The organism is Nocardia sp. NPDC056952, from assembly GCF_042674185.1.
Taxonomy (GTDB): domain Bacteria; phylum Actinomycetota; class Actinomycetes; order Mycobacteriales; family Mycobacteriaceae; genus Nocardia.
Genome location: NZ_JBHURA010000007.1, coordinates 241,546 through 260,420, shown reverse-complemented (window position 1 = coordinate 260,420; position 18,875 = coordinate 241,546). Strand labels below are relative to the sequence as shown.

General features: G+C 67.9%; 21 protein-coding genes. 9 read left to right on the top strand and 12 right to left on the bottom strand.

The genetic code is table 11. From position 1 onward, the window contains the following. Positions 1-3 precede the first annotated feature (3 nt). Positions 4-1,140 carry a glycerate kinase gene (locus tag ACFTS5_RS24500; RefSeq protein WP_378634997.1) on the bottom strand — a complete coding sequence of 379 codons (1,137 nt, stop codon included), beginning with the start codon at positions 1,138-1,140 and terminating at the stop codon, positions 4-6. Between the two features lie 158 nt (positions 1,141-1,298). Here ACFTS5_RS24500 and ACFTS5_RS24495 point away from each other — a divergent pair, with 158 nt between their 5' ends. After that, positions 1,299-1,610, top strand: a complete 312-nt coding sequence (locus ACFTS5_RS24495) for a GNAT family N-acetyltransferase (RefSeq protein ID WP_378634994.1) — start codon at positions 1,299-1,301, stop codon at positions 1,608-1,610. Here ACFTS5_RS24495 and ACFTS5_RS24490 read toward each other — a convergent pair. Then, positions 1,604-2,362 (bottom strand): lysophospholipid acyltransferase family protein, encoded by a 759-nt coding sequence (locus ACFTS5_RS24490; protein ID WP_378634992.1) that lies wholly within the window; start codon positions 2,360-2,362, stop codon positions 1,604-1,606. The genes ACFTS5_RS24495 and ACFTS5_RS24490 overlap by 7 nt on opposite strands. Before the next feature lie 105 nt (positions 2,363-2,467). Between ACFTS5_RS24490 and ACFTS5_RS24485 the strand changes: the two genes are divergently transcribed. From ACFTS5_RS24485 to ACFTS5_RS24475, 3 genes are all read left to right on the top strand, one after another. Continuing rightward, positions 2,468-3,106, top strand: a complete 639-nt coding sequence (locus ACFTS5_RS24485) for a YqgE/AlgH family protein (protein ID WP_378634989.1) — start codon at positions 2,468-2,470, stop codon at positions 3,104-3,106. Positions 3,107-3,173: 67 nt separating this feature from the next. Then, positions 3,174-3,683 carry a sigma-70 family RNA polymerase sigma factor gene (locus ACFTS5_RS24480; RefSeq protein ID WP_067455024.1) on the top strand — a complete coding sequence of 170 codons (510 nt, stop codon included), beginning with the start codon at positions 3,174-3,176 and terminating at the stop codon, positions 3,681-3,683. Beyond that, the gene (locus ACFTS5_RS24475) at positions 3,680-4,378 is read left to right on the top strand and encodes an anti-sigma factor family protein (protein WP_378634987.1); all 699 of its coding nucleotides are present in this window, start codon (positions 3,680-3,682) and stop codon (positions 4,376-4,378) included. The genes ACFTS5_RS24480 and ACFTS5_RS24475 overlap by 4 nt, the downstream gene beginning before the upstream one ends. 52 nt (positions 4,379-4,430) lie before the next feature. Here the strand turns inward: ACFTS5_RS24475 and ACFTS5_RS24470 are convergent, their stop codons facing one another. The 3 genes from ACFTS5_RS24470 to ACFTS5_RS24460 all read right to left on the bottom strand — a co-directional run bounded on the left by ACFTS5_RS24470 (position 4,431) and on the right by ACFTS5_RS24460 (position 6,891). After that, the gene (locus tag ACFTS5_RS24470) at positions 4,431-5,213 is read right to left on the bottom strand and encodes an ABC transporter permease (RefSeq protein ID WP_378634984.1); all 783 of its coding nucleotides are present in this window, start codon (positions 5,211-5,213) and stop codon (positions 4,431-4,433) included. Beyond that, on the bottom strand, positions 5,210-6,244 hold the full coding sequence (locus ACFTS5_RS24465; protein WP_378635276.1) for an ATP-binding cassette domain-containing protein: 1,035 nt from the start codon (positions 6,242-6,244) through the stop codon (positions 5,210-5,212). Before ACFTS5_RS24465 ends, ACFTS5_RS24470 begins: the two co-directional genes overlap by 4 nt. Before the next feature lie 119 nt (positions 6,245-6,363). After that, positions 6,364-6,891, bottom strand: coding sequence for an EXLDI protein (locus ACFTS5_RS24460; RefSeq protein WP_378634981.1), 528 nt, complete (start codon positions 6,889-6,891; stop codon positions 6,364-6,366). Between the two features lie 140 nt (positions 6,892-7,031). Here ACFTS5_RS24460 and ACFTS5_RS24455 point away from each other — a divergent pair, with 140 nt between their 5' ends. The 4 genes from ACFTS5_RS24455 to ACFTS5_RS24440 are packed head-to-tail and all read left to right on the top strand — an operon-like array spanning position 7,032 to position 11,441. Beyond that, complete coding sequence (locus ACFTS5_RS24455) at positions 7,032-8,744, top strand: thiamine pyrophosphate-binding protein (RefSeq protein WP_378634978.1); 1,713 nt, start codon at positions 7,032-7,034, stop codon at positions 8,742-8,744. Then, positions 8,741-9,400 (top strand): SRPBCC family protein, encoded by a 660-nt coding sequence (locus tag ACFTS5_RS24450; RefSeq protein WP_378634976.1) that lies wholly within the window; start codon positions 8,741-8,743, stop codon positions 9,398-9,400. The genes ACFTS5_RS24455 and ACFTS5_RS24450 overlap by 4 nt, the downstream gene beginning before the upstream one ends. 2 nt (positions 9,401-9,402) lie before the next feature. Beyond that, positions 9,403-10,416, top strand: coding sequence for a 3-oxoacyl-ACP synthase III family protein (locus tag ACFTS5_RS24445; protein WP_378635273.1), 1,014 nt, complete (start codon positions 9,403-9,405; stop codon positions 10,414-10,416). Then, the gene (locus ACFTS5_RS24440; RefSeq protein WP_378634973.1) at positions 10,413-11,441 is read left to right on the top strand and encodes an aminotransferase class I/II-fold pyridoxal phosphate-dependent enzyme; all 1,029 of its coding nucleotides are present in this window, start codon (positions 10,413-10,415) and stop codon (positions 11,439-11,441) included. The genes ACFTS5_RS24445 and ACFTS5_RS24440 overlap by 4 nt, the downstream gene beginning before the upstream one ends. Before the next feature lie 90 nt (positions 11,442-11,531). On the opposite strand, the gene ACFTS5_RS24435 is transcribed toward ACFTS5_RS24440, so the two are convergent. From ACFTS5_RS24435 to ACFTS5_RS24415, 5 genes are all read right to left on the bottom strand, one after another. Further along, entirely contained in the window at positions 11,532-11,882 is a 351-nt protein-coding gene (locus tag ACFTS5_RS24435) for a hypothetical protein (protein WP_378634970.1), read from the bottom strand. A gap of 112 nt (positions 11,883-11,994) precedes the next feature. Continuing rightward, positions 11,995-12,264: a hypothetical protein gene (locus tag ACFTS5_RS24430; protein WP_378634967.1), complete on the bottom strand. Its 270-nt coding sequence runs from the start codon at positions 12,262-12,264 to the stop codon at positions 11,995-11,997. A 477-nt stretch (positions 12,265-12,741) separates the two neighbouring features. Beyond that, a complete protein-coding gene (locus tag ACFTS5_RS24425; RefSeq protein ID WP_378634965.1) occupies positions 12,742-13,002 on the bottom strand; it encodes a hypothetical protein in 261 nt (86 codons plus the stop codon). A 209-nt stretch (positions 13,003-13,211) separates the two neighbouring features. Then, positions 13,212-13,541: a hypothetical protein gene (locus ACFTS5_RS24420; protein WP_378634962.1), complete on the bottom strand. Its 330-nt coding sequence runs from the start codon at positions 13,539-13,541 to the stop codon at positions 13,212-13,214. A gap of 63 nt (positions 13,542-13,604) precedes the next feature. Beyond that, complete coding sequence (locus ACFTS5_RS24415) at positions 13,605-14,012, bottom strand: SdpI family protein (protein WP_378634960.1); 408 nt, start codon at positions 14,010-14,012, stop codon at positions 13,605-13,607. Positions 14,013-14,204: 192 nt separating this feature from the next. Between ACFTS5_RS24415 and leuS the strand changes: the two genes are divergently transcribed. Beyond that, positions 14,205-17,045 (top strand): leucine--tRNA ligase, encoded by a 2,841-nt coding sequence (gene leuS, locus ACFTS5_RS24410; protein ID WP_378634957.1) that lies wholly within the window; start codon positions 14,205-14,207, stop codon positions 17,043-17,045. A gap of 116 nt (positions 17,046-17,161) precedes the next feature. Here leuS and ACFTS5_RS24405 read toward each other — a convergent pair whose 3' ends face one another. Both ACFTS5_RS24405 and ACFTS5_RS24400 read right to left on the bottom strand, forming a co-directional pair. Beyond that, on the bottom strand, positions 17,162-17,950 hold the full coding sequence (locus ACFTS5_RS24405; protein WP_378635271.1) for a polysaccharide deacetylase family protein: 789 nt from the start codon (positions 17,948-17,950) through the stop codon (positions 17,162-17,164). A gap of 194 nt (positions 17,951-18,144) precedes the next feature. Continuing rightward, positions 18,145-18,834 (bottom strand): SDR family oxidoreductase, encoded by a 690-nt coding sequence (locus tag ACFTS5_RS24400; protein WP_378634955.1) that lies wholly within the window; start codon positions 18,832-18,834, stop codon positions 18,145-18,147. Positions 18,835-18,875 lie beyond the last annotated feature (41 nt).

Genomic DNA, 18,875 nt, shown 5'->3' with positions numbered 1-18,875 from the left:
CCGTCAGCGCATCCGGCACAGGTGCTCCATGGCGATCCGCTCGCCGATGCGTTCGAGCAGGTCGGCCGCCGCGATGATCGAGCGCGCGGGATCGGGCTCGAGGTCGCTGAGCGGATAACACGCGGCGAATCCCGCGGCTCGAATCTCCCCGGACGACAACAGGGTTCGCCCTACCGCCGCGATCACCGGCACGCCCGCCTTCTTCGCCGCCGCCGCGACCCCGACCGGCGCCTTCCCGTGCATGCTCTGGTGATCCAGTGAGCCCTCACCGGTGACAACCAGCCTGGCCCCGTCGATGAGGGCCGGGAATTCCAGCAGCTCGAGCAGTACATCGATCCCGCTGCGCACCTGCGCACCCAGCACCGCGAGCGCCCCGAACCCGGTGCCGCCCGCCGCGCCCGCGCCACCGATCTCCGCGTAGCCCCTGCCCAGCACGGCCGCCCAGTTGGTAAGCCCCGCTTCGAGTTTCAGCATCTGCCGAGCACTGGCACCCTTCTGTGGCGCGTACACCGCTACCGCACCAGCCGGCCCGAGCAACGGATTGTCCACATCGCAGGCCAGCGTGAACAGCGTCGTCGCGACCGCCGGATGCAGCCCGCCTCGATCCACCGAGGCGACCTGCTCGAGCAACGCGGCCACGTCCCCGCGGCCCGCCAGTTCCCGCCCCTCCTGATCGAGCAACCGCAACCCGAGCGCCCGCAACAACCCCGACCCACCGTCCGTCGAAGCGCTTCCGCCGAGCCCGAGCACGATCTCCCGCGCCCCGCCGTCGAGCGCGTGCACGATGGCAACACCCAACCCGAACGTATCGGCCCGCAGCGGATCCAGCCGCCCACCGGGCAACTTCACCAGCCCCACGGCAGCCGCCAGCTCCACCACCGCGGTATCCCCCCGCACCGCGTACACCGCCGTCGATTGCTCCCCCGTCGGCCCGGGCGCGGCGACCTCCACCCGCTTCCACCCCGACGCCACGAAAGCGTCGACCATCCCGTCACCACCGTCGGCCACCGGCACACACCGCACCTGCGCCTTCGGCGCACGCCGAGCGATTCCCCTGGCCAGAGCCCTGGCCACCTCCGGCGCGGTCAACGACCCCTTGAACTTGTCGGGAGCGAGCACGACAAGCGGTTCGCCGGCCATCTGTTCCGCCTCTCCGTGTATTCATAGTGTCGTTTCCGAGCTCGACCGTTCGCTCTCGGCCTTTCATCAGGCGCGCGACGGCTCGGAGGTGGTCGGGGAGTGACCCATGTTCTCATTTGCTCAGTGGGTTGTCCTCCCGAACACGGTAGCGTCGACCTATGGCGACCGAGGTCCGCAACAACACCGCGCTCGAGCGGTTCGAACTCACCGCCGACGGTCAACCCGCCGGCTACATCGAATACCAGGACACCGGGGACGAACGCGCCCTCGTGCACACCGAGATCTACCCCCGATTCGAAGGCCGAGGACTGGCGAACACCCTGGTCAAAGCCGCGCTGGACACCAGCAGAGACCAAGGTTTCAGCGTCCTGCCGATGTGCCCGGTCGTCCTGCATTTCATCACCACCCGCCCCGACTACATCGCCTACGTCCCGCAACGTGCCAGAGAGTTGTTCGGTCTACCTCAGTAGCGCGCGACGGCCCCGTCGACAGCCAGTTGCAGCTCGTCTTTGACCAGCCTGGCGATGTCGGCGGGCCGCTGCGGCAACTCGAGAATCGGCGCCCGGAAGTAGGCGCTCCCCGACACCACCTCCGCCGCGGTCGGCTCGACACCGGCCGCATAGGAGCCGTAGTTCATCCCCATGGCGACCAGCGCGGGCGCGGCGTCCAGTTTGGCCGCCCGGAACGCGATATGCCCGATTCCGCTGCCGACCGCCTGCACCTTGGTGTGATCTACCTCATTGCACGTCCCCTCGGGGAAGATCGCGAGGTGATCACCGGCGGCCAACCGCTGCGCGCACACATCCATCATCCGCTGACCTGCGGCATTGACCGCGCGAATGCCGTGGTCCTTGCCGCGGAACACCGGGATCCCGCCCATCATGTCCACCTTGCGCCGCTGCTCGGGGTCGAGGAAGAGCTCGTCCTTCGCCAGCACCCGCACCCGCCCGATCTTCGAGCGCAGCGGTGAGCGCCACGCCGTCGCCGCGACCGTGTACGGGTCGCTGGTCGAGAGGTGGTTGATCGCGTAGATCACCGGCCGACCGCTGCGGATCAGCGCTTTCAACTGCTGTTTCGCGCCCTCGGCGAACGTCACGCGCGGCCGGAACCGCCGGGCCAGCACCGCGTACGAGGCAAGCGCCTTCCACCTGTTCTGCTGATGCCGCAGGTAGTAGTCGTACACAGCGTCGTTGTCGTCGAGCAGGACTTCGGGCGAGTGCATAGCGCGACCCTACCGGGCGATCGCGGGGTCCACGCACGAAGAAATTCCGGTTCCGATCCGCTGCGCGGGAAGCGCGCACCGCCGCTCCAATGCGATGATGGCTCGGTGGCAGGCGGAGACGACCCGGACGAGCGCCGGACTCGCGACGGGCACGGCGACGATCGGCGGCGTGGTCAGCCGGCGGTGAACGTCCGCGCGGGCAATCTGCTGGTGTCCGCGACAGACCTGGTGGAACCTACTTTCCGGCGCACCGTCGTGTATGTGATCGAGCACAACGACGCGGGCAGCCTCGGCGTGGTGCTGAACCGGCCGAGTGAGACCCCGGTCGTGGATGTGCTGCCCGCCTGGGCGGACCTGGCCGCCACCCCGACCGATCTCTACATCGGCGGACCGGTCAAACGCGATGCGGCGCTGTGCCTGGGGGTACTGCGCGCCGGCGTCGACATCTCCGACATCCGCGGCCTGCGCCGGGTCGACGGCCGGGTGGTGCTGGTCGATCTGGACGCCGACCCCGCCGAGATCGGACCGCTTCTCGAGAAGATCCGGATCTTCGCCGGCTACGCGGGCTGGTCGATGGGCCAGCTCGACGGCGAACTCGACAACGACGATTGGATCGTGGTCTCGGCGCTGCCGTCGGATCCGATCGCCACCGACCGCCACGACCTGTGGTCCGCGGTCTTGCGCCGTCAGCCGTTGCCGCTGGCCCTGCTGGCGACACACCCGATTGAACTCGAACGCAACTGATCCCGTTACTCCTTCACACGAGCAGGAGTGACATATGAATTTCGACGAGCAGTGACCAGGGCCGCCGATGAACGATGGTCGCGACGAACTGATGCGCGCGCTCTACGCCGAGCACGCACCCGCGCTGTGGCGTTTCACCCTCGGCCTGGTACGCGATCCCGGCCGGGCCGAGGACATCGTGCAGGAGACTCTGCTGCGCGCCTGGCAACGCCCGGCCGTGCTGGAGCAGACCGAAACCTCACCGCGCGCATGGTTGTTCACCGTGGCTCGTAATCTCGCGGTCGACGAGCATCGCAGTGCCAGGCACCGCCGCGAGTTCGGCACCGACAACCCACCGGAGCAGGTGAGCCCCGATCAATCGGATCGGGCGCTCGACGGCTGGCTGGTCGCCGACGCGCTGAGCACGCTGAGCCCGGATCATCGCGAGGTGATCGTGCGGGCCTACTATCGCGGCCTCGGCATGGCCCAGATCGCCGACGAGCTGGGCATCCCGCCGGGGACGGTGAAATCGCGCTTGCACTACGGCATGCGCGCCATGCGACTGGCGCTACAGGAGATGGGGGTGACGAACCGATGACCGACCTCGCCGACGAGTACAGCACCTGGGACGCGGCCTATGTCCTCGGTTCGCTCGGCGCCGCCGAGCGGCGTGAATACGAGGCGCATCTGCTCGGCTGCGCGCACTGCCAGCAGGCCGTCGCCGAGCTGTCCGGGATGCCGGGCATGCTCGCCCTGGTCGACCGCGACACCGCACTGTCGATGATCGCCTCGCCCGAGCCGGTTCCGTCACAGATCCCCGATCTGCTCCCGTCGCTGGCCGCGGCGGCCGAACGGCGCAGGCGGCGGCGACGCTGGACGGGCGTCGGCAGCGCGGTGGCGGCCGCCGCGGCAGCGGTGGCGATCGCGATTCCGGTGACCGTCACCGTGGCGCGCTCGGAGACGCCGACCGAGCAGATCGTCGCGGAGCAGCAGATGCGGGCGGTGGAGCAGACGCCGGTGAGCGCGCAGGTGAAGCTGGTGCGCGACGGCGACCGCACGCGCCTGGTGATGACCTGCAGCTACGCGCCGAGCGCCTACGGCTCCGGCTACACCCGCACCTACGGGCTCGTGGTGACCGCGGGTGAGCAGCGCTTCGAACTCGACCAGTGGCCCGCGGGTCCCGGCACCGAGCTGACGGTGGATCGCACCATCGACGCCCCGCCGGATTCGATCAGCACAGTGGAGATCACGTCCATCGATTCCGGCCGGACGGTCCTGGTCGCCCAGGTCTGAACGCGAAACGGTCCGGTCTCCGCGGGGGAGACCGGACCGTCTGCGCGACAGGCTACTTCGCTTGCTTGCGGAAGATCGACTTCGACCACAGGAAGCCGCCGCCCGCGATGACCGCGCACCAGACCAGCGAGACCCAGCCGTTGGCGCCGATCTCGGTACCCATCAGCAGTCCGCGCAGCGTCTCGGTGATCGGGGTGAAGGGCTGGTATTCGGCGAACTGACGCATGCCGACCGGCATGGTGTCGGTAGCGACCAGGCCACTGCCGAGGAAGGGCAGCAGCACGATGGGAAACGGTGCGTTGCTGGCACTTTCGGGGGTGGGCGAGAGCAGGCCGAGCGCGATGGCGAGCCAGGTGAAGGCGAAGGTCACCAGGGCGAGCAGCCCGAACGCGCCGACCCACTCCACGACGTTCGCGTTGGGCCGGAAGCCGACCAGCATCGCGACGGCGGTCATCGCGACAACGCCCGCCATCGCCTGGATGAGCGCGCCGAGCACATGCCCGGTGAGCACCGACGACTGCGAGATCGCCATCACCCGAAAGCGATTCACGATGCCCTTGCTCGCGTCGGTGGCGATCGAGACCGCTACCGACACCGTCAGGTAGGCGGGCAACAGCAGCATCATGCCGGGCGCCAGATAGTCGATATAGCTGCCGCCCGAGGACTTCTCGAGTGCTCCACCGAAGACGTACTTGAACACCAGCATCAGCACGATCGGCATGATGATGATGCTGAACGTCATGCTGGGATAGCGCTTGACGTGAATCATGTTGCGCCGCAGCATCGTCATGGTGTCGGCGACGGCGTAGGACTTGGACTTGGTCTGAGTGGTCATCGCAGAGTCTCCTGCTCGATGGTGGCGCGGCTGTTGACAATGGGCATGCTCGGGCGGCCTGCGTGGTCACGCTCCGCTTCCGCCTCCGGCCGCTGACCGCTCATGCCGGTGAGGGTGAGGAAGACGTCGTCGAGGTTGGGGGTGTGCACGGAAATGCCGCCCGCTTCGATGTTCTCGGCATCCAGGAGGTCGAGGACGGCACGCAGTGATCGCACGCCGCCGTCGCTGGGCACGGCGAGGGTCAGCCCGTCGGTGCCCTCGACCACCTTCGCCGTCGAGCCGAACGCGCGCTGAGCTGCGTCGACATCGGGCTGATCGGTGAAATCGATGCGGATGTGGCCGCCGGGGACCAGGCGCTTCAGTTCTGCCGCAGTGCCTTCCGCGACGATCCGGCCGTTGTCGAGCACCGCGATGCGATCGGCCAGCTGGTCGGCCTCCTCGAGGTACTGCGTGGTGAGGAAGACAGTGACGCCGAGATCGTCGACCAGGCCGCGGATGATCTCCCAGATGGAGCGGCGGCTGCGCGGATCGAGGCCGGTGGTCGGTTCGTCGAGGAAGATCACCCGCGGATTGCCGACCAGCGTCATCGCCAGATCGAGCCTGCGGGTCATGCCGCCGGAGTAGGTGCTCGCGGGCTTGTCGGCTGCCTCGACCAGGTCGAACCGTGCCAGCAATTCGTCGGCCAGAACGCGGGTTTCGCGGCGCGGCAGATGGTTGAGGTCCCCCATCATGTGCAGGTTCTCCCGGCCGGTCAGTAGCTCGTCGACCGCGGCGAACTGCCCGGTGACGCCGATCAGCTCACGCACCCCGCCCCGGTCGGTCGCCACATCGTGGCCGCCCACGGTGCATTCGCCGCCGTCGGCGGCGATCAGTGTGGTGAGGATCTGCACGGTGGTGGTCTTGCCCGCGCCGTTGGGGCCGAGCAACGAGAACACGGTGCCCTCGGCGACGGTGATGTCGATGCCGTCGAGAACTGTTTTGTCGCCGTAGGCCTTGTGAAGACCGCGTGCGGTGATGGCCGAGTTGACCATGGTCGTCCCTTTCCAGAGGATTGCATTCATTGCTGCGAATATGTGCATGAGTTATCGACACAGCCCCCAGGGGCTGCGGTCGGTGTGTGCGGTGTGTGGTTGTTCGTCCGAGGACGGAGCTAGATGTCGAGTTCCTCGATCTGCGGGTGCGCGGTGATGTCCTCGACCTTGCGATAGAGCTTGTCGGGCACGCGATCCTTCAGGTCCTTCAGGTCGTCGAGGATCTCGTACTCGTAGTCACCCCAGTCCCACGCCCGATCGCCGATGCCGAACATGCGGCGCCAGTATTTCCAGTCCTTCATGTCGCCCGCGGCGTCCCCGGTCGGGTATTCCGACCACAGCGCCGAGTGCGTGTGGAGCACGAGCTTGCCCTTGCGGCTGCGGTAGACCTGCTGGTGCAGCACCCGCTTGTCGCCGACCTCGCGCCATTCACCCAGCAGCACGCCCTGGAAGCGCACCTGCCGGACACCGTCGCGCCCCACCTGCAGGACGACCTCCTCGAAGCCGGCCTCACGACCCTCCTCCAGTTCGATGAGCCTGCGCAGCGCGCTGACCACGGTGCTGGAGAGGTTTCCGCCGACGAGCTCCTGCGCCCGCTGGAACACGGGGAGATCGTCGTCGGCTACGTAGATCGTCTTGTTGGGCATGAACCCACTATACGTATATGTGTACGTACACACAAGGGGTGGTTTTCACCCACCCTCTGAACTCCCCCTTGGCGCGCCTCGTAACCCCATCAGACGCGGTGCACAACGGCGTCACATTTCGTCGCGGAGAAGGAGTGCCGATGCCGGACAGGGTGGTGGACTACCTGGTACGAACGGTAGCCGACCGGGGAATCACCCAGATCTTCGGCGTCGACGGCGCCAATATCGAGGACCTCTACGACGCGATCTTCGACGCGGGGGGCGCACCGGCCGGGATCGTCGCCAAGCACGAGTTCTCCGCGGCGACCATGGCCGACGGGTATGCGCGCAGCACCGGCGGGCTGGGTGTCGTGGCCGCCACGTCCGGCGGTGGTGCGGTGAATCTCGTTGCTGGACTCGCCGAATCGTTCACATCACGGGTTCCGGTGCTGGCGCTGATCGGACAGCCGCCGACCAGCCTGGAAGGTCTCGGCGCGTTCCAGGATTCGAGCGGATTGTCCGAATCCATCGACGCGGCAGCGTTGTTCGCGACGATCAGCAAGTACTGCGCTCGGGTGACCGATCCGCTCGAGCTGCCCGCACAGCTCGCCGCGGCGATCACCGCCGCGGAGAGTGGTGGGCCTGCGGTGCTGTTGATCCCGAAAGATGTTCAGCAGCAACTGATGCCGGAGGCCGTCGTCGCTCAACAGTTCGACACCGTCGCGGCCCCCTCCGACGGAGTACGGCTGGATCGCGCCTCCCCGGAAGCGACTTCCCCACACACCATCGCCACCGAACTCACCAACGCCCGGCGCACCGGGAAGGTGGTGATCATCGCCGGTGATCAGGTCGCCCGCGACGATGCCCGCGCTGAGCTCGCCGAACTGGTGGCCACGCTCGACGCCGCCATCGGCGTGGCCCCCGACGCCAAGGACGTGTACTCCAACACCGGCCCCGGCTACTGCGGTGTCGCGGGCAGCATGGGTCATGCCGAGCTGGCCGAAGCCCTGTCGGCGGCGAGCGCCTGCCTACTCGTCGGCACCCGCCTGCCGGTCACTGCCCGCGCCGGCCTCGACGCGGCCCTGGCCGACCTGCCGGTGCTCAGCATCGGCGCGCACGCTCCCTACCTCGCGGCGACCCACGCCACCAGCGCGGATCTCGCGGAAACCATCGCCACGCTGCTGGCCGAGATCGGGGCGGGGGCCACAACAAGTCAGCGTTCCGCCGAGCTCACGCCGATGCCCGTTCCCGCGGCGGCGGGACCCGGCCTGCGCTATCGCACCGTCATCGAGGCGATTCAGCGCGCGCTGCCCGACGGCGCCGACATTTTCGCCGACGCGGGTAACACCGGCGCCTCGGTGGTGCATTACCTACGGGTACCCGAGCGCGGACGTTTCACGGTCGCACTCGGGATGGGCGGAATGGGTTACGCGTTCGGTGCGGGTATCGGATCCGCGTTCGCCCGCCGCGCCGCGCCCGACGGCCCGCATCGCACCGTCGTCATCGCCGGCGACGGCGCGTTCTTCATGCACGGCATGGAAATCCACACCGCGATCGAACACGACCTGCCCATCACCTTCGTGGTGTTCAACAACAACGCGCACGCCATGTGCGTCACCCGTGAACAGCTCTACTACCGGGATCGCTACAGCTTCAACCGTTTTCAACCGTCACACCTGGGAGCGGGCATCGCCGCCATGTTCCCCGGGCTGCCCGCCCGCACCGTCTCCGACGCCCCCCGATTGTCCGGCGCACTGGACCTCAGCTTCGCCGGCACCGGGCCGTCGTTCCTCGAAATCCTCTGCGACCCCGACGAAGTCCCGCCGTTCCTCCCCTTTCTGTCAGCCCTCGAATCATCCAGGAGCACCCCGTGACCATCAGCGCCCTGCCGGCCCTGTCCGACATCCCCGAGGAGGTGGTGCCCGGCGTCATCCGCATCGAGAACTCCGACCGGGAGACCACAACGCCGATCATCATGGACATGCTGCGGTCGGTGTATCCGCACGACCAGATCTTCGGCGACTACTGCCCCGTGCAGACCTACATCGCGGCCCCACCGCGCGAGGTCTACGAATACCTAGCCGACACCCGCTCGCTCGAGGAATGGACCTACAGCCTGCGCGGATTCACCGAAACCGAGGAGCCCGGCCTGTGGCTGTCCTACGACCGTCTCGGTGACGCGACCAAGTGTTTCACCCGCACCGTCGCCCATCCCGACGCGATGACCGTCGACTATCACTGCGCGTGGGACCAGTCCGAGCACCTCTGGATGATCTACCTGATGCGGGTGGTCGACGCCCAGGTGGTGTTCAACAAACCCGGCTCGGTGGTGACGTGGATCAACTGCAAGCACCCCTTCTACGACGAGAACGGCTACCCCGAAACCGCGCCGCCGAAGCGCCCCGTCTGGGTCGGCGACTTCTGGGAGATGTTCTCCGCCGGACACCAGCTCGAGCTGGACAACCTCAAAGCCATTTGTGAATACCGCGCGGCCAACGGGCTGCCGATCAAGCCGGAGTGGATGCAGTGAACATGCCGCAGGTGAGTCTGGTCGACGTCGCGAGCTATCTGCCCGGCGACCCCGTCCCGACCGACTACTTCACCCAGTTCTCCCGCTCGGAGCGGATGGCGAAGAACGTGATGTTCCGATCGCCGACCGGCCGTCATCACATCGGCCGCGACGAGACCGCCGTGGACATGGCCGAGCAGGCGTTCGCCGTCCTGCGTGAACGCCACGGCGCCGACCTCGCGTCCGAGATCGACATCATCATCACCCACACCCAGCTGCCCGACAATCCCGTGCTCGGCGCGGGCCCCGAACTGGCTCGCCGGCTGGGCGCTCGTCCGGCGCAGGTACTCGACGTGCACAACAGCGGGTGCGCCGCGTTCGTCCAGATGATGGCGATAGCCCGGATGATGATGGCCACCAGCGAGGCGAAGACCGCGCTGATCGTCGCCGCGCAGAACTGTGCGGGCCCGGTGTTCACCCAGCCCGACATCCGGAAACTGGCGCAGGCGCCGGTGCCGGGCGACGGGTGCGGAATCGGCTTGCTGCGCAAGGATGATTCGGGACCGATCCTCGATATCGAAACCCGCACCTATCCCGAATTCGCCGGTGACATGGACTTCTCCACGAACGGTCCGCGCAAGTACTGGGAGCCGGGCGAGGGTCAGGGCTGTGTGACCTTCTCCGAATCCAAGATCACCAAGGTGTTCGCGCGTGGCAACCGGCTGGTGCCGGAGGTGGCGCTGGAGGTCTGCAAGCGGATCGGGGTGAAGAGCAGCGATATCGACACCTTCGTCACCAATCAGCCGAACCGGCTGTTCCTGCGCAACTGGCACGACGCGCTGGAGTTGCCCGCCGAACGTCATCCCGATACCTTCGACCAGTGCGGAAACCTGTTCGCCGCGGGCATTCCCGTCACTCTCGATGCGGAGAACCGTGCAGGCCGATTGCGCAACGGGTCGGTGGTTCTCCTGTCGGCATTCGCGCACGCGGGTGATTTCGCCGGTGCCGCGGCTATTCGCTGGGGCGCCGCGCGATGACTGTGCGGCTGGTGGAACCGACGATCCCCTCCCGTCGGTTCCACACCACGGCGACACCCACGCTGTTCGACCTCGGTCTCAGCGAGAACCCCTTTCCCCCACTGCCCTCCGTGCTGACGGCGGTGACTGCCGCCCTCACCCAGGCCAACCGGTATCCGGAGTTCTTGCCGGAGGAACTGCCGCGGGTGATCGCCGATCACCTCGGGGTCTCGCCCGACGACGTGGTGGTCGGCGCGGGGGCCACCGGTGTCGCCCTGCAGGTGATGCGGACGCTCGGCGCCGGTGAACTAGTTACCGGCACACCCACTTTCGACGGCTACCCGATCATGGCCGAGATGGCCGGGATGACCCTTGTCCCGATCCCCCTCGATTCCGGCGGCAATCAGGACCTGACTGCCATGCGCCGCTCGGTGAACCGGCGCACCTGCCTGGTCGTGCTGTGCCGCCCGCACAATCCCACCGGCACCGTCCTCGAGGCGGCGGCGGTGCGCTCCTTCCTCGCCGCGATCCCGCACCGCGTACCGGTGCTCCTCGACGAGGCCTATGTCGAATTCCTCGATCCGGCGGACCGTCTCGATATCCACACCCTGCTGCACCGTCACCCGAATCTGTTGATCCTGCGCACCTTCTCGAAGGGGTACGGACTGGCCGGGCTGCGGATCGGCTACTGCGTGGGCCGCGGAAAACTGATCGAACGAATCCGCCACCAGCAGTTGCCCTTCGGCACACCCACCGCGTCCGTTGCCGCGGTGCGTGCCGCCTACGCGGCGGGCACGGAACTGCGCGACCGGGTCGAGCGCATCAACCTCGAACGCGACAGCCTGCGAATCACTTTGCGTGCCTGCGGAATCGACGTACCGCCCAGTCACGCGAACTTCCTCTACCTACCCGGACCCGGCGTGGCCACCGCCCTGCGCCGCGCCGGTATCAAAGCGAAGGCCTACCCGGACGGTAGCGCGCGCATCACGGTCGGCGACCCCGCAGCAGGGCACGCCGTCCACGCTGCCCTCGTCGACCTGCGGTAGCCCCTTCGACAACGGAACCCGACCCGGCCACCGGCCGGGTCACCACGACCGGGACCCGGCCCCCTCCGCCAGGTCCCGGTCATCCGTGGTTCAGCACCCGCCTCCGCCGCCGCAACCGCCCCCGCCGCCGCACCCACTGCCGCCACCGCAGCTCCCCCCGCTGCCACCGTCACCGCTGCCCCCGTCACCGGTCCCGGCGAACCCGGCACCGGCGCTCCCCGCGGCAAGCCATCCCGACCTGCGCGCAGCACCGCCGGCACCCCGCTTGGGCCGCAGCACGATCCGGGTGACGCCCATGATGAAGAACACCAGCGAGCCGAACAGGATCGCCGCCGTGAACATCCATCCGTATGCGGCGGAGATCAGCCCGACAACCAGCAGCACCAGCGCCCCGGCCATGTATTCCCTGCTCCCCCGCAGGTCAGAACGCGTAGCGGCCATCGGAAACCTCCTGCGAATGTCGAACGCGTGGTGCGATCGGGTATGTCTGGACCGACCGTAATCGCTGGTCCTTGCAATTCGCTTTCAGCCGGCCCGACGCGGCGACCAGTCCTCAGTCCCCGCCGCCGCCACCGAAACCGCCGCCGTAGGTTTCGTTCAGCGAGTCCGCGTCGTCGATCCCGCGTCGACCGGCCTTGCCGCCGGTGTCGATCCGCAGACGCTGGTATTTCGACCGCAGGCGGCGCGAATTCCGGAAACTCAGCACACCACCGATCGTCAGCAGTGTCACCGCGAAGCCGAGCAGGCCGAGGCCGATCAGCAGCGAATGGCTGGTGGCGATCAGCCCGACCAGAGCTACCAGAATTCCCGCACCGTAGATCATGAAGATTGTCCGTTCAGATGTCAGCAGCTACTGCTGCCGCCGCCGCAACTACTGCTGCTTCCCCCACCGCAGCTGCTGCTACCGCCGCCGCAACTGCTGCCGCTGCTGGATCCGGAGTCGCTGCTCGCCGACCAGGCACTGCCGCTGGACCAGCTGCTGTCAGTGGAGCTCCAGCCACTCGAGCCCGAGCGCCTTGCCCGCTGGTGCGTGCGCGCCCGCTGTAAGTTCGCGGCCCGCTGCGCGCGCCTGGTCCTCTCGGTCGGGGTATCGGCCGCCCGAATGATCAACCCGATGATCATCACCGGACCTCCGATGAGCACAACGAGAAATACCGCGACTACGACGATCGCGAGCAGTGTGGCGATCACATCGATGAAGTTCATGGGGACCCCCTACCTGGACCGGTGTGTCGAGACCGACCGTAACCGCGCGCACTTGCAATCCCCTTGCGGCCGACTAGCGGTGAGAACCGCCCGGTCAGCAGCCCCCGTCGCCAGCACCCCTCGACGACGCCGACCCTCGCCGGCTCTTCGCCTGCCGCGCCTGCCCCGACGACGCACGCCGACGCGCCCGGCGAACCGCGGCCGCGTCCCGTTCGTTTCTGGCTTCCGGTGTGGCACCGAGCATGACGAGCCCGAACAGCACCAGCACGATCGTGGTCGCCAGCAGCATTGCTCCGATTCCGCCGCCGAGCAACAGCCCGACGACAGCGACGATGAACGCCACGACAAAGACCATGGTTCCTCCCCCGAGATGAGCGTCGCCGCATTACGTCGACACCGAATTGCCTGAATGATCTGCCCGATGGCCTTCCGCCGATGATTGTCGGAGTGTTCGGCGTGGTGGGAATCGTGACCGTGCCGGTCATGGCCATCCGAGGCCGACCGTAACCGCGCGTTCTTGCAATCCCCTTGTGGCTCAACCACTGCCGAGGATGCGCTCAGCGATCACTCGCCGCCGCCACCCCCACAGCCGCCACCGCCGCAGCCACCACTACAGCCGCCGCCACCGTGCCCACCGCTGCCGCTGTTTCCGCCACCGCCGCCGTGCGACTGCCCGCCACCGTCACCGAACCAGCTGACCCCGCCCGCGGACGAGCCCGCGGCCCACCACCGCTTCGACTTCCGCGAACCCCCGGGATCGCGAAAGGCGAGAACGCCCCCGACCACGACAGCGACCGCCCCGACGACGATCAGCACGACCCCCGCGATCACCGAATAGCCGGTGGTGATCGCCCCGATCAACGCAAGAACAAGCCCAGCCCCGACAACCTTCACAATTCCCCCCGATCAAGGTCCTGCTCCCGTTGTACCGGAACGCAGGACCCTGCCGCTAGAGGGTTAGTTGGCGGGGGCGCAGGTGTCGCGGAGCGAGCAGCCGCCGCAGGAGGAGCCGCAGCCGCCGACGGGGGCGGGCGGGAGGAGGGGTTCTACTGTGCGGGCGGCGGCGTTGGCGCCTGCGCCGAGGGTGAAGACGGCGATGACGGCGACGAGGGCGGCTACGCCGACGCTCGCGAGACCACCGGCGACCAGCACGACCAGTCCGCCGGCGAACAGCAGGGCGCCCGCGCCGACGGAGGTGGGGGCGGCGATGCGGTTGGCGAGGCGGAAATTGTCGTCACTGTGCAGCGCGGCTTCCGTGGTGACACCGAGGAAGCGGTTGCGGGGCAGTTTGCCGAGCAGTCCGAGCACGCCGGTCACAATCGCGACCGCGGCCAGCGCGAACAACAGGAGAGCGACGACGACCATTCATGCAGGCTAGCGCACCCGTAAAGGCCCGAAATCAGGGCTCCCCGCCGAGCGTGACCGGCCACACACCGCCCGTGCGTGCCGTCGTGGCCGCGCGGCATGTTCTCGGCCCTTGGGAAATCGCCTCGCGTCCACGTTCTACGCTGTTAGACGATGTTTACCGGGGATCGGCGAGAACAAGAAGGCAGGACCGTGCAGGACACTCGTGCAACCGAGACTGACGTACCTCAGCACCGGTACAACGCCGAGCTGGCTGGGCGGATCGAACGCCGCTGGCAGCAGAACTGGACCGAGCGCGGCACCTTCAACGCGCCCAACCCGGTCGGGCCGCTCGCCGGGGAGACGCCGCCCGACAAGCTGTTCATCCAGGACATGTTCCCGTTCCCCTCGGGCGCGGGCCTGCACGTCGGCCACCCGCTGGGCTATATCGCCACCGACGTCTTCGGCCGCTACCACCGCATGCGTGGGCGCAACGTGCTGCACGCGCTCGGCTACGACGCCTTCGGCCTGCCCGCCGAGCAGTACGCGGTGCAGACCGGCGCGCACCCGCGGGTGACCACCGAAGCCAACATCGCGACCATGCAGCGTCAGCTGGACCGGCTGGGCCTCGGCCACGACCCGCGGCGTTCGTTCGCCACCACCGACCCCGAGTACTACCGGTGGACGCAGTGGATCTTCCTGCGCATCTACAACGCCTGGTACGACCAGGAAGCCGGTCGGGCCCGGCCGATCGCGGAGCTGGAAGAGCAGTTCGCCACCGGCGCGCGTCCGGTTCCCGAAGGCGACTGGAACACCATGCCGGCCGCTGAGCGCGGTGCGCTGATCGACTCGTATCGCCTGGTGTACCAATCGGATTCGATCGTCAACTGGTGCCCGGGACTCGGCACCGTGCTGTCGAACGAAGAGGTCACCACCGACGGGCGCAGCGAGCGCGGGAACTTCCCCGTGTTCCGTAAGCGCATGTGGCAGTGGATGATGCGCATCACCGCCTACTCCGACCGCCTGGTCGACGACCTGGACACCCTGGACTGGCCCGACAATGTGAAGTCCATGCAGCGCAACTGGATCGGGCGCTCGCGTGGTGCCCAGGTGCGGTTCGACGCGGACGGCGAGACCATCGAGGTGTTCACCACCCGTCCCGACACCCTGTTCGGCGCGACGTATGTGGTGCTGGCCCCCGAGCACGAGCTGGTCGACAAGCTGACCGCCGCGGCTTGGCCCGGCGGCACCGACGCCCGCTGGACCAACGACAGCGCCACCCCCGCGGAAGCTGTTGCCGCATACCGCAAGTCGATCGCGGCGAAGTCGGATCTGGAACGTCAGGAGAACAAGGAGAAGACCGGCGTCTTCCTCGGCTCCTACGCCACCAACCCGGCCGACGGCTCGCAGGTGCCGATCTTCATCGCCGACTACGTGCTGAGCGGCTACGGCACCGGCGCCATCATGGCGGTGCCCGGCCACGACAGCCGCGACTGGGATTTCGCGACCGCGCTGAACCTGCCGATCATCGAGGTGATCGACGGCGGGAACGTGGCCGAAGCGGTCCACTCGGGCGAGGGCAAGCTGGTGAATTCCGGCTTCCTGAACGGGCTTTCGGTCGACGAGGCCAAGGCGACGATGATCGGTCACCTCGAAGCCGAGGGTCACGGCACCGGCACCGTCCAGTACAAGCTGCGCGACTGGCTGTTCGCGCGTCAGCGGTACTGGGGCGAGCCGTTCCCGATCGTCTACGACGCCGACGGCGTGGCCCACGCGCTGCCGGAATCCATGCTGCCCGTGGAACTTCCGGAGATGGAAGACTTCGCGCCGGTCACCTTCGACGCCGACGACGCCGGCTCCGAGCCGTCCCCGCCGCTGGCCAAGGCCACCGACTGGGTGAACGTGGAGCTGGATCTGGGCGACGGACCCAAGCAGTACCGCCGCGACACCAACGTCATGCCCAACTGGGCCGGATCGTCGTGGTACCAGCTGCGCTACGCCGACCCGACCAACGCCGAGACGTTCTGCGCCGAGGAGAACGAGAAGTACTGGCTGGGCCCGCGCACGGCCGAGCACGGCCCGAACGACCCGGGCGGTGTCGACCTGTACGTCGGCGGTGTGGAGCACGCGGTGCTGCACCTGCTGTACGCGCGGTTCTGGCAGAAAGTGCTCTTCGACCTGGGCGATGTGTCGGGCAGCGAGCCCTACCGCCGCCTGTACAACCAGGGTTACGTGCAGGGTTACGCGTACACCGACGAGCGTGGCGCGTACGTGCCCGCCGCCGAGGTCGTCGAACGTGACGCGAAGTTCTTCTGGACCGGCGCCGACGGCGTCGAGATCGAGGTCTCCCAGGAGTACGGCAAGATCGGCAAGTCGCTGAAGAACGCCATCTCGCCCGACGAGATGTGCGACCTCTACGGCGCCGACACCTTCCGCTTCTACGAGATGTCGATGGGTCCGCTGGACACCTCGCGTCCGTGGGCGACCAAGGACGTCGTCGGCGCGCACCGCTTCCTGCAGCGCGTCTGGCGCCTGGTGGTCGACGAGGAAACCGGCACGGTGAAGGCCACCGACACCGCCCCGTCGGACGAGACCCTGCGCCTGGTGCACCGCACCATCGCCGGCGTCGACGAGGATTTGGCCGCGCTGCGCGACAACACCGCGGGCGCCAAGCTGATCGAGCTGACCAACCACCTCACCAAGAACTACCCCACCGGCGCCCCCCGCGCCGCCGTGGAACCGCTGGTGCTGATGCTCGCTCCGCTGGCTCCCCACATCGCCGAGGAACTGTGGGAACGCCTGGGCCACACCACCTCCCTGGCTCACGGCCCCTTCCCCGCCGCCGATCCCGCACTGCTGGTGGCGGACTCGGTGGAATACCCGATCCAGGTGAAGGGCAAGGTCCGCAGCCGAATCCAGGTCCCCGCCGACGCCGACCCGGCGTCGATCGAGGCCGCCGCCCTGGCCGACGAGAAGGTCATCGCCCTGCTCGACGGTCAGGCGCCCCGCAAGATCATCGTGGTGCCGGGGAAGATGGTCAACATCGTGCCGTAGCCGCCTCCCCGGGTCTTTTGGCCAGACCCGGGTACGGGGAGGGTTGGGGACGCGGCAAGCTTTGTGAGGTGGGCGGGTCAGCTCGTGCCCGGTGAGTTACCCATGTTCTTGCGAGATCAGCTTTGTACTTCCAGGACGTCGTTCAGCGTGACCAGCGACAGGTTGCGCTCGCGGATGATGTCGACCAGCCGGCCGTAGCAGTGGGTGACCGGGGGGAAGTTGGCGTGGCCGATGACGATCGACTGGGCGGCGAAGTATTTGTGCGCGCACTCGATCAGGTATTCCTCGGTGATGAGGCCCGAGTCGGACAGGGATCCGTACCACATGGTGGGGACGGTGTAGCCGAGGTCGGCGGCTACTTTGTCGACGGTGGCGTTGTGGTATCCGAACGGCGGTCGATAGAACGGGGTGCCGTCGACGCCGAAGTTGTTGCGCAGGAACGTTTTCGTGCGACCGAGCTGGTCGGCCACCTCGGTGGTGCTGATCTTGGTCAGGGCGGCGTGGTCCCAGGTGTGGTTGCCGAGCTGGATCTGGCCCGACTCCACCAGCGGGCGCAGCGCGTCGCGGTGGATGGTCCAGGAGTCGTAATAGCCGGTGACGAAGAAGGTGAAGCGGGCGCCGGTGTCCTTCGCCCATTTCACATACGCGCCGACGACTTCGGCGCTGGCGCCGTCGTCGACCGTCAGTGCCATGGTGAGCCCCTGGCCCGGCAGCGCGGTGATGGGCTTCGGGGGAATGATCGACTTCGGACCGCCCGGCGGGGGCGGGAGCAGGGGCTGGACGGGGGTCGGAACGGGCGGCGGCGTGGGGATCTCGCCGCCGGAACCCGCCTCGACGGTCTCGCCCTCGGCGGTCGCGCAGCCGGTCAGCGCCACGGCGGTACCCGCGGCCAACATCGCCAGCATTCGACGTCTATCCACTTACGAAACCCCTACTCGAGCCGGGTGCACCTCGCCACGAGCCAGGGCACGATCAAATCAGCGGCACGGTACCCACCGAATCCATCGCGCGCCTGAACCAGCGGATACCTCTGTGCGAATTCCAGCGCCGACCCCCTGGACGCAGCTATCGGCGACCATACCGAATCGCCTCGTCGCGGTCAGCGCGGCCGCAAGACGATCTCGGTCGGATGTCCGTCGCGAGGGGTGTCGACGGCCGTTCGCACGGCACCGGCCACCGTCTCGGCGGTGAGGAACTCCTCCGGCCGGTACTCGCGACCCTCGTCGGCGACGATCGCCCGCTGCATATCGGTGTCGATGCGACCGGGGAACAGCGAGGTCACCCGCAGCGCGGGCTCCTCCTGACGCAGTGCGTCGGCGAAGGCGCGCAGCCCGAACTTGCTGGCCGCATAGGAGCCCCAGCCGGGATGCGCGCGCAATCCCGCGCCCGAATTGATGAGCACCACGTGCCCGTTCGCGGCACGCAGTGCGGGCAGCAACACCCTTGTCAGCTCGACAACCGCGATCAGGTTGACCTCGAGGGTTTCGCGCCACTGCTCGACCGAGGACTCGGCGACCGTTCCGAGGTCGGCGATACCCGCGTTGTGCACGAGGACATCGAGTCGCGAGATCGGCTCGGCGGCCGCGGCCACCGCCGCGTAGTCGGTGAGCGCGACCGGCCAGCCCGTCGCCTCGGGCAGCTCGGTGAGAATCGGCTTCAGCGCATCGGCGGATCTGGCACCGAGCAGCAGGTCGTGGGTGGGCGCGAGTTCGCGGGCGATCGCGGCACCGAGTCCACGGCTCGCGCCGGTGATGAGAGCGGTCTGGGCGGGAGTACTGGTCACCGTCATACATCCCACGCTAGCGGGCAGGCAGATCTCGACACCCTGGC